Annotated in this window: 11 protein-coding genes; 1 reads left to right on the plus strand and 10 read right to left on the minus strand. The window is 66.4% G+C overall.

The genetic code is table 11. The annotated features are described in order from the left end of the window. Positions 1-73: 73 nt before the first annotated feature. Positions 74-1,384 (minus strand): ATPase, encoded by a 1,311-nt coding sequence (locus DSD19_RS00550; protein WP_113668162.1) that lies wholly within the window; start codon positions 1,382-1,384, stop codon positions 74-76. Positions 1,385-1,541: 157 nt separating this feature from the next. Between DSD19_RS00550 and DSD19_RS00555 the strand changes: the two genes are divergently transcribed. Then, the gene (locus DSD19_RS00555) at positions 1,542-3,149 is read left to right on the plus strand and encodes a hypothetical protein (protein WP_113668163.1); all 1,608 of its coding nucleotides are present in this window, start codon (positions 1,542-1,544) and stop codon (positions 3,147-3,149) included. Here DSD19_RS00555 and DSD19_RS00560 read toward each other — a convergent pair. The 9 genes from DSD19_RS00560 to DSD19_RS00600 form a co-directional block, all read right to left on the minus strand. Further along, positions 3,104-3,598, minus strand: coding sequence for a prepilin peptidase (locus DSD19_RS00560; RefSeq protein ID WP_113668164.1), 495 nt, complete (start codon positions 3,596-3,598; stop codon positions 3,104-3,106). The genes DSD19_RS00555 and DSD19_RS00560 overlap by 46 nt on opposite strands. A gap of 9 nt (positions 3,599-3,607) precedes the next feature. Next, positions 3,608-4,459, minus strand: coding sequence for a lipopolysaccharide assembly protein LapB (locus DSD19_RS00565; protein ID WP_113668165.1), 852 nt, complete (start codon positions 4,457-4,459; stop codon positions 3,608-3,610). Positions 4,460-4,486: 27 nt separating this feature from the next. Beyond that, positions 4,487-5,092, minus strand: a complete 606-nt coding sequence (locus DSD19_RS00570) for a tetratricopeptide repeat protein (protein ID WP_113668166.1) — start codon at positions 5,090-5,092, stop codon at positions 4,487-4,489. After that, entirely contained in the window at positions 5,055-6,044 is a 990-nt protein-coding gene (locus DSD19_RS00575) for a type II secretion system F family protein (RefSeq protein WP_113668167.1), read from the minus strand. Before DSD19_RS00575 ends, DSD19_RS00570 begins: the two co-directional genes overlap by 38 nt. A 10-nt stretch (positions 6,045-6,054) precedes the next feature. Further along, positions 6,055-7,023 (minus strand): type II secretion system F family protein, encoded by a 969-nt coding sequence (locus DSD19_RS00580; RefSeq protein ID WP_075786244.1) that lies wholly within the window; start codon positions 7,021-7,023, stop codon positions 6,055-6,057. Between the two features lie 3 nt (positions 7,024-7,026). Next, positions 7,027-8,448, minus strand: a complete 1,422-nt coding sequence (locus DSD19_RS00585; RefSeq protein WP_113668168.1) for a CpaF family protein — start codon at positions 8,446-8,448, stop codon at positions 7,027-7,029. An 11-nt stretch (positions 8,449-8,459) separates the two neighbouring features. Next, positions 8,460-9,713, minus strand: a complete 1,254-nt coding sequence (locus DSD19_RS00590) for an AAA family ATPase (RefSeq protein ID WP_075786242.1) — start codon at positions 9,711-9,713, stop codon at positions 8,460-8,462. 240 nt (positions 9,714-9,953) lie between these two features. Further along, positions 9,954-10,604 (minus strand): OmpA family protein, encoded by a 651-nt coding sequence (locus DSD19_RS00595; RefSeq protein ID WP_113668169.1) that lies wholly within the window; start codon positions 10,602-10,604, stop codon positions 9,954-9,956. Positions 10,605-10,608: 4 nt separating this feature from the next. Further along, positions 10,609-12,039, minus strand: a complete 1,431-nt coding sequence (locus tag DSD19_RS00600) for a type II and III secretion system protein family protein (protein ID WP_113668170.1) — start codon at positions 12,037-12,039, stop codon at positions 10,609-10,611. Positions 12,040-12,217 lie beyond the last annotated feature (178 nt).

The following is a 12,217-nucleotide window of genomic DNA, read 5'->3' on the forward strand; positions in this document are numbered from 1 at the left end:
AGCTGGTCTCCATCGCAGATGCCAGCTTGAATCATACCCTACGCACGAGCGGAATCCCTTTTGTCAACACGACCTAGTGCACGATGGTTTCTTCGCGGACAAACATGTTTGCCCAGGCGCGGTCGATGAGTTCCGGGCTCATCTGGCTGGGAATCCCCTCGAAGTCGCAGATCGCGATCATCTGGTCGATCAGGAAGACCGGCTGATAATTGGCATAGGCATTGTCGATGGTCGGATATTTTTCCCTGAGCAGGTAGATCAGCGTGTCTTCGTCGATGGGCATCTTCTTCTTGCGGGCGACCAGCGCGAAGATCTTCAGGAAATCCTCCTGGCAGGGCCCGTCGACCTTGATCTTGAAGAAGATCCGGCGCAGCGCGGCGCGGTCGAAGATCTCGTTCGGGTGGAAGTTGGTCGAGAAGATCACCAGCGTGTCGAAGGGCACCTCGAACTTCTCGCCCGATTGCAGCGCGAGAATGTCGCGGCTTTCCTCCAGCGGCACGATCCAGCGGTTGATCAGCGCCTGCGGGGGGTCTGCCTGGCGCCCGAGATCGTCGACGATGAAGACGCCGCCGGTGGCCTTCAGCTGCAGCGGCGCCTGATAGGTGCGCGCGGTCGGATTGTAGACGAGATCGAGCATCGACAACGACAGCTCGCCCCCGGTGATGACGGTGGGGCGGCGGCACAGCACATAGCGCGTGTCGGTGCGGCCTGCGGACCGGCGCAGCGCAGTCGGGTCGTCTTCCTGTTCCTCGGCGGCGGTATGCACGATGGGGTCGTAGACGGTGATCACTTGACCGGCATATTCGATGGCCCGGGGAATATAGATCCGGTCGCCAAGCGCATCGCGTATGCCGTTGGAGATAGAGGATTTCCCGTTGCCGGGCGGGCCATACATCAGGATCGAGCGACCGGCGCTGACCGCCGGACCCAGATGGTCGAGCAGCGAATCCGGCAGGATCAGATGGCCCATCGCCTCCGTCAGCTGGCTGCGGGTGATCTGGATGTTGCGGATCGACTGGCGCTTGACCTGTTCGGCATAGACCTCCAGCGGCACCGGCATCGCGCCGTAATACTCCGACTGGGTCAGCGCGTCGAGCGCGCGCGCCTTGCCCGCCTCGGTGAGCTGATAGCCCATCTCGCCGCCCGAATTGGCATGGAGCGTCCCGGTCGCCTCCAGCAGCTTCTGGCCGCGCGCGAGGTCGACAAGCTCTTGCGCGACCGGCACCGGCAGGCAGATCGCCCGGGCGATCTCGGTCACCACATCGACATTCTTGCGGAAGACCGTCTTCAGCAGGATGTCGCGCATCATCACCATCGGCAGCTGCATCTCGGCCAGCGCACGTGGGGCGGGCGGCCCGAAGACCGTCGAGGCTTGCATGTTCATCGCGGGTCCGGGGCTGACTGCGGTATCGGGGCCGAGACTGCCCCGTGTTTCGGGCAATTCTGGGGCAAAGAGCCGGGTTTTCGCGACAATTGCGGGGATCGCAACCTTTCGTTCAGCCGTCTCGGCCAGAAAGGGGCCGCAAGTCGGAGGGTGACAGATGAAAGGATCGTTCCCGGCGGTTCTGGCGGGGCTGATGGCGGCGATCCTTGCGCTGGCCACGGCGCTGGGGCTGGCCAAGGGCGGTCTGCATATCTCCAATCACGAGGGCGATCTGCTGCATCTGGCCGACATCGTCCGGCGCGAGGTCGACGGCGAATGGCCGCATCTCGATTTCGTCACGCCGCTGGGGGTCTTGGCCTATGCCCCCATCGCGGCGCTGGCCGCCCTGGGGCTGCCGCTCGGGCTCGCCGTGATCTGGGCGCAGGCGCTGGTTGGCGCGGTCCTGCTGCCCGGTGCGTTCTGGGTCGGACTCAGCCGGCTCGACCGCGGCTGGGCCTGCCTCTTCGGGGCGGGCGTCATGGGGCTGGCCGTGGCACTGGCCTCCGGGGGACCGGAGCCCTGGATCTCGCTCTCGATGCATTACAACCGCTGGGGCTGGGCCATCGCCTTCATCGTGCTCGCGATTGCCATCCTGCCGCCGCGCGGGTCCCGCCCGGGGCAGCAACTGGCCGATGGGCTTGCGCTGGGGCTGGGGCTTGCGGCGCTTGCGCTGATCAAGGCCACCTACCTGCTGGCCTGCGCACCGGTCGCCGTTCTGGCACTGGCGCTGCGCCGCGACGGCCGCGCATTGGCGACCGCGCTGGCGGCGGCGCTGGCGATCTGGGGTGGGCTCACGCTGGTCGCCGGGCCCGGGCTCTGGCCCGCCTATCTGACCGATCTTCTGGAAGTTGCCCGCACCGACATGCGCCCCTTTCCCAGCGATCCGTTTCTGACGGTGATCGGCGGGACACGGACCCTGGCGGGCACGCTGCTTTACCTGGCCGCGGTGATCCTGGCCCGGCGCGGCGGCTGGCGGCAGGAGGGGCTGCTGTTGCTTGCGGCGGGGCCGGGCCTTGCCTATGTGACCTACCAGAACCATGGCAACGCCCCGGTCTGGCTGTTTCTGCTGGGCATCCTGGCACTCGCGCTGCGGCGGCCCGGCACCCCGCAGCCCTCCGGTCTGATGGCCGTCGGCTGGTCGGCGCTGCTGCTGGCCGCTCCCATCTTCCTTGCCCTCTTCGAAAGCCCCATCCGCAATTTCTCTGCGGCCGAGGGCGAGGCTGTCGCGCTTTTGCCCGGCGATCAGGGCCTCTGGATGCCTGCCGCGCGCGCGCTCAGGGTCGAGACCCGAATTGAGCGCCCTCTCGATCTCGACCCGCCCGATTGGTTGGTCGATCCCGGCCCCGAGCCCACCGTCTTTCGTGGAACCGAGCTTGAGGGCTGTGTCGTCACCAACGGGCTTGTGGCCTGGTATCGCGCGATTTCGGAAGACCTCGCGGCGACGGGTTTCGCGGGCCATCCGGCCTTTGTCGCCGATGTGCTGAGCGCCTATTGGCTGTTTGGCGGGGTGGGGCGGCTCGACGGCGGGGCGCCCTGGTACTATGGCGGGTTGCCCGGGATCGAGGGAGCCGAGCTTTTGCTGGTGCCGCAATGCGTTGGCAATATCGACGCGCGGCGCGGCATCCTCGCGGCGGTCGAGGCGGGCGGTTACGAGCTGACCGAGCTGCGCCGGACCCGCGATTACATCGTGCTGGGCATCGCGCCGCCCGCCGCCAGCGCCAGATAAAGGATCAAGGCCGGGCCAAGCGCCAGCCCCATGGGAAAATCGCGCGCCTCCCACGAAGCCCAGCCGGGCAGGGCGCGTCGCAGCCCAGGGATCCGCCGGGCCAGACGATGCGCGGCGAAGGCCACCGGGATCGCGGCGGCCAGCAGAAAGAGAAAGGCGCCGATATCGCCCGGCGCAACGAGGGGGGCCATCGCGGCGGCGAACTTGGCATCGCCCGCGCCCACCGCGCCGATCTGGTTCAGCCCGAAACCGAGCGTCAGCACCACCGCCAGATGCAGCCAGCGCCAGGTCCAGGCGTCCAGCGGCAGCAGCGCGAGCCCGATCAGCGCATAGACCGCGACCAGCGCCAGCACCGCGCGGTTCGGAATGGTCATGGTCCGCAGGTCGCTGAGCGCGGCCCAAAGCGCGATCGGCGTCGCGACGGGCAGAAACCAGAGCGCCTCGGTCATCGGCCCGGCCTAGCCGTGCGCTTCGAGCGCGCGCAGGGCCTGGACCGCGGCCTCGAAATGCTGGGGATGGGTCTCGATGGCTTCTTCCAGCAGGCCCTTGCCGATGGCCACGTCGCCCTGCTTGATCGCGGTCAGGGCGAGCGTGTGGTAAAGCTGCGCCCGCTCGGTCTGGGTCATCTCGATCACCGGCAGGTCGTATTTGCGCTGCGCGCCCCGGGCGAGAACCAGATTGTTCTTGGCGGTAAACAACTTGGGGTCATAGGTCAGGGCATCGACGAAAAGCCGCTCTGCCCCCCGGTAATCGCCCCGCGTCAGCTTGGAATAACCCCAGTTGTTGTAGACCCCGGCGGGTTTGGTGGTCAGCCCGGCGGCGGTCTCGTAGAAACTGTCGGCCTTGGCCCATTCGCGGTTGCTGTCGGCCACCATCGCCTCGAGCCGGTAGCGCTGATAGGTCTCGAAGGTGGGCGGGATCCTGTCGAGTTCGGCCTCGGCCTTGCCCCAGTCGCCGACGCGGATCAGCGCATCGGCGTAATTCACCCGGTCCGCGTTTCCAGCCTCGGGATGGCGCACCACCTCGGCCCAGGCGGCGACGGCCTCGGCCGGGCGCTTGGCCCGGATCAGCGACTGCGCCAGCCCGCGCCTGGCGGCCAGCTTGTCGGGATCTTCGTCCAGAAGCCGCCGGAAATAGCGGATCGCCTCGTCGGGATCGGCCACCGTCATCATGATGTCGTTGAGGCTGCTTTCATCGCTCGCCAGCACGTCCTGCACCGCGCGGTCGACATCGGTATCGCCGGGTTTCTGGCAGGCCGCGACCGACAGCGCCAGGGCGGCGCAGATCGGGGCCAGAACGGGATGGCGCATCGCGGCGTCCTTTCGGCTGCTCTGTCCTCAGGGCGTGGCCAGAAGCAGGTATCTGCCCTCGCCGCGCCGCACCAGATCGAAGTTGTTCCCTTCGTTCAGGGCGGAATCATAGTCGCGATTTTCGGTTTTAGCGATAGCGAGCCGCAAATTGCGGCGAATGTCGTCAGAGCCGCCGCTGTCGAGCGCGAAGGCGGTCTCGAACACCCGACGCGCTTCGCCCACCTCGCCCTTTTCCATCAGCACGACGCCCAGATTGTTCCAGGCGGGCACGAAGCGTTCGTCCTCGGCAATGGCTTGGCGCAGCTGGGTTTCGGCCTGACCGAGCCGCCCAAGCCTCAGATTGGCCGACCCGATCGCCGACAGGACATCGGCGGTCAGTCCCTGCTTTGCCGCGGCGCGGTAATAGGCCTTCAGCGCCAGTTCGTATTCGCCCGCGGCCATCAGGCGGTGGCCGACGACAAGACCGTCGACCGCCTCGTCAAGATGCGGGGCACCGGGCGGGGCGGGCAGGCCCCGATAGGCGGGCGAGAGCCGGTCCGAGGGGGCGCAGCCCGCGCAGATCAGGGCGAGCGCCAGCCCGCAACAGCGCAGAAGGTCAGAACTTGGCGTTGTTGAGCGTGTCGTAGATCGCATAGACCGATGGGCCGATCAGGATGATGAGCAACGGCGGAACCGTGAACATCATCGTGCCCAAAGTCAGCTTGGTCGGCAACTTGTTCGCCTTTTCCTCGGCGCGCATGACGCGCTTGTCACGCATTTCGGCCGAGAAGACCCGCAGCGCCTCGGCGATCGAGGTGCCGAAAGTCGCCGACTGGATCAGCACCGTGACGAAGGATGAAATGTCGGTGACGCCGCAGCGTTCGGACATGTCGCGCAGCACCTGCACCCGGTCCTTGCCGGCCTTCATCTCGTTCGAGACGATTTCGTATTCCGAGGCCAGATCGGGAAAGCCCGCCCGCATCTCGCGCGCGACCCGGAGGATCGACTGGTCGAGCGATTGCCCGGCCTCGACGCAGACCAGCATCATGTCGAGACTGTCGGGGAAGCCGTTGACGATTTCTTCCTGGCGGGTCTGCACCCGGCGTTCGACCCAGTATTTCGGCAGGTAGTACCCGATGGCGCCCGGTACGATCACCGACAGGGCGATCTTTGTCGTATCGACCTCGCCGCCCGCGTTCAGCAGGACCGAATAGACCAGACCGCCTGCCAGAAAGAGAATCCCCAGCGTGAATTGCGCGAAGTGGAACACCCGCACCGCCGATTTCGACCGGTAGCCCGCGCGCAGCAGCTTCAGCCGCGCGGCCGAGAGTTCTTTTTCGTCCTGGGGTTCGAGGAAAGTCGAGAAGCGGTCGAGCTTGTCGGCGCGCGACACCTGGCGCAGGGGCGCCTGCTGGTCGCGGACGGTGGCGGCCTCGGCCTCGCGGACCTGACGCTTGAGCTTTTCGAGAGGGTCGACCCGGCGCTTGAGGAAGACCGGCAGCGACAGCGCGATCAGCCCCACGCCCAGCAGACCCACTGCGATCAGCGGCGCGAGCGGACCGAAGCGATCGGTGATCCAGCCGGTGACGTAAGCGACGAACTCCATGGCGCTGCCCTCAGACCTTGATGTTGACCATGATGCGCATGAAGATCACGTTCACGACGAGAAACACGGCGACGGCGATGGCGGCCGGGATGAAGGCGGCGGTTTCCTTGACATCGTCGTAATAGTCGGGCTTCAGCACCGAGATCATCAGGATCGCGGCGATCGGGAAGCCCGACAGGAACATGCCTGACCATTTCGCCTCGGCGGTGATCGCCTTGACGCGGCGGAAGAGCTTGAAGCGCGAGCGGATCACCGCGGCGAGACCCGCCAGCACCTCGGCCAGGTTGCCACCCGATTGCTGCTGGATCGTCACCGCGACCGCGAGAAAGCGCAAATCCTGCATGTCGACCCGTTCGGCCAGATCCTTCAGCGCCTCGCTGACATCGCGGCCATAGGCGGCTTCGTCCGCGATCACGCCGAATTCCGATCCCAGCGGGTCGGGCACCTCCTTGGCGACGATGTTGATGGCCGAGATGAAGGGATGGCCCACGCGCAGCGAGCGCACCATCAGCTCGACCGCGTCGGGCAGCTGTTCCTCGATCAGGCCGAGCCGCTTCTTGGCCTTGCCGTTGACCCAGGTATAGACCCCGCCGACGCCGATCCCGATCGAGGCCAGCACGCGCACCGGAAGCACGGCCCCGGTGCCCAGCGTCAGACCCAGAAAGGCCACGCCCGACAGCACCACCATGATCCCGATCAGCTGCACCGGCGTGAAGGCGATATTGGCCTTCTGCGCCCGCTCGGCCAGAATCGAGTAAAGCGGGATGCCGCGGGCCCGCATGTGCTGGGTCATCTCCTTGCGGAGCTGTTCCAGGACCTTTTCCCGGTCGACGCCCTTTTCCAGCATCTCGAGCCGCCGGTTGACCCGGGCGTTCAGGCTGATCGACTTGCCGAAGACGGTCAGATAAAGCCCCTCGACCAGCGCCAGCACCGAGAGGAAGATCAATCCGTAGATCAGGGGTTCCGCGCCGATTTGCATGGGCTATTTCCCCCGGGCAGGTTCGAAGATGCTGGCGGGCAGGTCGTAGCCCCACTGCCGGAACCGCTCCGAGAAGGCGCTGCGCACGCCCGTCGCGGTAAAGCGGCCGATGATCTTGCCGCTCGAATCGAGGCCCATCCGTTCGTAGCGGAACACCTCCTGCATCGAGATCACCTCGCCCTCCATCCCGGTCACCTCGGTGATCGAGACCATGCGGCGCGAGCCGTCCTGCAGGCGGCTGGCCTGCACGATCAGGTTGACGGCCGAGGCGATCTGGGCGCGCACCGCCTTCAGCGGCATCTCGATCCCGGCCATGGCGATCATGTTTTCCAGACGGCTGACCGCATCGCGGGCGTTGTTGGCGTGGATCGTGGTCATCGACCCGTCATGGCCGGTATTCATCGCCTGCAGCATGTCGATCACCTCGTCGCCGCGGGTCTCGCCGACGATGATGCGGTCAGGCCGCATCCGAAGCGCGTTCTTCAGACAGTCGCGCTGGCTGATCGCGCCCTTGCCCTCGACATTCGGGGGGCGGCTTTCCATCCGGCCGACATGGGTCTGCTGCAGCTGCAGCTCGGCGGTGTCCTCGATGGTCAGGATCCGTTCGGAATTGTCGATGAAGGATGACAGCGCGTTCAGCGTCGTGGTCTTGCCCGACCCGGTGCCGCCCGAGACGATGATATTCAGCCGGGTCGCGACCGCCGCCTGCAGATAGGCGGCCATCTCTTCGGTGAAGGCGCCGAACGTGACCAGATCGTCGATGCCAAGCTTGTCCTTCTTGAACTTCCGGATCGAGACCAGGCTGCCATCGACGGCGATGGGCGGCACCATAGCGTTGAAACGCGAGCCGTCGGCCAGACGCGCATCGACATAGGGGTTCGATTCATCGACCCGCCGCCCCACCGCCGAGACGATCTTGTCGATGATCCTGAGCAGGTGCTTTTCGTCGCGAAAGGCGATGTCGGTCAGTTGCAGCTTGCCCGCGCGTTCGACGAAGATCTGCTTGGGGCCGTTCACAAGGATGTCGTTGACGCTTTCGTCCTTCAAAAGCGGCTCCAGCGGGCCGAGCCCGGTCACCTCGTCGAACAACTCCTGATAGAGTTGGGTGCGGTCGTCCTTGTTCAGGACGACGCCCATTTCCTCGAGCGCCTCGGAGGCGATGGCCTGGATCTCGGCGCGCAGCTCCTTTTCCTCGGCATGTTCCAGCGCGGCGAGGTTCAGGCTTTCCAGAAGCTGTTTGTGCAGTTCGGATTTCAGCTCGCCCAGGCGTTCCTTGCGCTTGCGGTCCTTTTCGCTGGGCGCGGGCTGGGCGGGCAAGGCCGGAGGCAGGGACGCGGCGGGCGGCGGCGGCGCCTCGGGCCGGGGCTCGGGAGGCGTGGCGGGCTGGACGGTGCCGGGCTCGGGCTTTCTGTAGCGCGAGAACATTCGTAGCCCCTTTACTGTGCCGCAGTGGCCGCGGCCGTGCCGAGATCGTAAAGCGACGCCGCGAGCTTCTGGATTTCGCGGCGGAGCGGCGACTTGGCCGCGGTCTCGGCGAGGGTCAGGCCGTGATCGCCCGCCTCGGTGATCGCCTTGCCACCGTCGGGAAGCTGGATCTCGATGTCGATATCGAGGCTGTCGGCCAGTCTGCGGACCCGCCCGCGACCCGACAGGTCGGTGAATTTCGGCGCCCGGTTCAGCGCATAGCGCACCCGTTCGCGCGGAAGGCCTTCGGATTTCAGCACCCGGATCACGCGCAGCGCGTTCTGGGCCGAGCGCATGTCGAGTTCCAGCAGCGAGAAATAAAGATGCGACTGGGTGATCACCGTCTCGGTCCAGTTGACCAGGGTCTTCGGCATGTCGATGACCACGAATTCGAACTGCGAGCGTGCCATGTCGATCAGCGCGTTCACCTCGGGCGGCCCGATGATGTCGAGCGGCAGGATGTCGGAGGGCGCGGTCAGCACATGCAGATCGCTCCGGTAGCTTTGCAGCGCCTGGAGGAAACTGTCGCCGTCCATCGCGCCGATATCGGACAAGAGTTCGAAGACCGCGTCCTTGCGCGGAAGGTCCAGATAGGTCGCGGCCGAGCCGAATTGCAGATCGAGATCCAGCAGGCAGACCCGGCCGCCCGACTTGCGCGCCGCAAGCGCCAGTTCCCAGGCAAGGTTGACCGCGAAGGTCGAGGCCCCGACCCCGCCTGCCAGGCCCTGCACCGACAGCACCACGCCGTCCCGGTTCGAGCGCGACAGCTTGGGCGCGGCGGGATCCGCGGGGGCGGGGGGCGCGAAGGCCGCGGCGGGGGCCTGGCGCAACCGGACGATGGCCTCGTGCAGCGCCCCCTCGGGCAGCGGGTAGGGGACGAAATCGTCGGCCCCCATCCGCATCAGCTGGTGCAGTGCGATCGGGCTCAGCTCTTCGGCGATGACCAGCACGTTCAGCCCGCGCTGCTTGGCGGCGCGGACGATCTCGCCGATGGCCGCGATGTCGGCCTCGTCCGCGTCGTCGACCGCGACCGCGATGAACTCGATGTCCTGCGCCTCGGGCTGGTCGAAAAAGCCGCGCGCCTCGTCGAAGGCAATATCGCCCCAGCCGCCGCCAAGCTCGGCTTCCATGTCCTCGATCAGAAGATCGAAATTCTGGATGTCCCGAGACACCGTGCAGGCCCGGATCGGGGCCTGGTCGGGTATCGACGCTGGCATGCTCGTCATCGTTCCCAAATCCTTCCACGCAGACCGGACAGGGCGGGCGGCCGGCCGCGCCTGCCCCGTTCGCGCACGACTCACTTCGCGCCCGCACGTCGGTCCATGGGCCGAGCGTGAAGAACAACTTGGGCAACATTACGGCCCGAGGTGCGGAATTGTTCGAAAAACCTTCGATCCGCGTCCCAAGCGCGGCTGGTCACCGCGCGGGAGTTAGTGCGGGAGTTGGTCCGGGAATTAGTCCGGGAACTAGTCCGGCGCGGCGACGTCTGCGGGTTGAAGCGTGGGCTTGGGCTGCGCGCTGTCGAGATAGGCCCGGTAGCTGCGCGCCATGTACTTGCCATCGATCGTCATCGGGCGCGGGCGCAGGAAGGCCGCGACCTCGGTCACGGTGCGGCGGTTCTGCCGCTCGGGCCCCTCGGTATGGACCAGCGGCCGGGTCTCGCCATAGGAGACCACGGCCTGCAGCCGCGCGCGCGGGACGCCGCGCGCCACCATATAGGCCACCGCCGCCTGTGCCCGCCGCATCCCCAGCGCCTTGTTGTAAGGCGCGCTGCCGACCTTGTCGGCATGGCCGTAGACCCGGAAGACCACGAAGGGATAGCGCAGGATCCAGGCCGCCTGCCGGTCGAGCGCGGCCTGCGCAGTGGCGTCGAGCGCTGCGCTGTTGAAGGCGAAGGTGATGGTGCTGGGCACCTCGGCGGCGAAGCGGCGGGTCATGTCGATCGCCATCGCCCGGTCGGAGGTCATCACCATCTGGTTGGTCATCGTGGCGTTGCCAAAGCTGCCATCGTCCAGCGTATCGCCCGCGGGCCGGTTGAAATCGGCAATCTGGCGGGGGCTGCAGGCGGTCAGCGCCAGCGCGGCGCTCAGGGTCACGAAGGCAAGGCGGGCACGCATGGGCCTACTCCATCACATAGCCGTAGGAGCCGCCGAAATCCTGCCGTGCGACCTCGCCCGCGGCGCCCGAGCGCGGGGTGCGCGGTGAGGAAAGCCGACCGTGCAGAAAAAGGTCGCGCTCGCTTGGCGGGGCCACGCGGTCGGTCGGCAGGGCCAGCGCCTCGCCGCGCGTGGGCGAGACAAGATGCGCGGTGACGATGATCACCAGTTCGCTCTGGTCGCGCTGGTATTCGGAACTGCGGAAGAGCGCGCCCAGGATCGGCACGTCGCCGAGCCACGGCACCTGGCCCTTGAGGCTCGCGAAGTCGTCCTGCAAGAGGCCTGCGACCGCGAAGCTTTCGCCGTCATGCAACTCGACCGTGGTCGAGGTCGAGCGGGTCGAGAACCCGCTGATGATGATGCCGTTGTTGTTGAAGGTCACGGAGGGGTCGATACTGCTGACCTGGGCGTTCATCTCGAGGTTGATATTGTTGCCCACCACATTGGGGATGAAGTTCAGCGAAATCCCGAAGGGCTTGAACTCGACCGTCACGTCGCCATCGCCGCCGACCACCGGGATCGGATATTCCCCGCCCGCAAGAAAGCTGGCCGCCTGGCCCGACAGGGCGGTCAGGTTCGGTTCGGCCAGGGTTCGGACGAAGCCCTTGGTTTCAAGCGCTTCCAGCAGCACCGCGAATTGCAGATCGCCAGCGCCGATGCCGATCGAGAACACGCCATTGCTGCCGCGCGACCGGGCCGGCGTGGTCGACGGATCGCCGTCGAAAAGATCGCCGAGGTTGGTGCCCTCGGTAATGGTGTTGGTGCCGCCCGCAAAGCCCAGGTCGCCGCCATTGGTCAGGCCCGCGACCCCGAGGCTGGTGCCGAGGCTTTTCGACACGGACCGGTTCATTTCCGAGAACCGGACCTTCAGCATCACCTGCTGGGTGCCGCCGACATTCAGCAGGTTCGAGATCCGTTCCGGCGCATAGCGCGAGGCCAGATCGAGCGCCCGGTCGATCACCGTCTTCGAGCTGACCGTGCCCGACAGCACCAGCCCGTCATTGGCCGCGCGCACCTCGATGGGTTCGCCCGGCAGCACCTCGCGCAGCCGTTCCTTGAGTTCGCTCATGTCGGGGGTCACCTGGACCTCGACATTGGTGATCAGCGTGCCGTCGGGCCCCAGGAGCGTCAGCGTGGTGCGCCCGAGCGACTTGCCCAGCACATAGATTGTGCGGTCGGAGAGGGTCGAGATATCGGCGATCTGCGGGTTCGAAATCGACAATTCGGCAAAGACCTGATCGCTTTCGACCACCACCGCGCGGTTCATCGGGATCGTGAGCTTGCCGGTCGCCAGGCCCTCCAGCGTCCGCAGGGTCTGCGCTCCGGCCTCCGGCGGCAGGGCCGGAATCGCGGCAAGACCCAACAGTCCGGCCGCGAGGATCGTCCGAAATCTCATGTGACCCTGCCTTTCCGATCACGGCTTAGGAGGGGTCTTTCGCCCCTTTTGGCGGTCAGGATGCGGCAAGGCCCTTAAATTTGCAATCATTGCGCGTCGGCCTGGGGCGGCCTGTGGGTATCTCGCAACAATCGCCTCTGTTGGCTCGCTTCGGGGATGCAGTCCATGGTTGTATCCG

This window comes from Rhodovulum sp. BSW8 (assembly GCF_003314725.1).
GTDB lineage: Bacteria > Pseudomonadota > Alphaproteobacteria > Rhodobacterales > Rhodobacteraceae > Rhodovulum > Rhodovulum visakhapatnamense.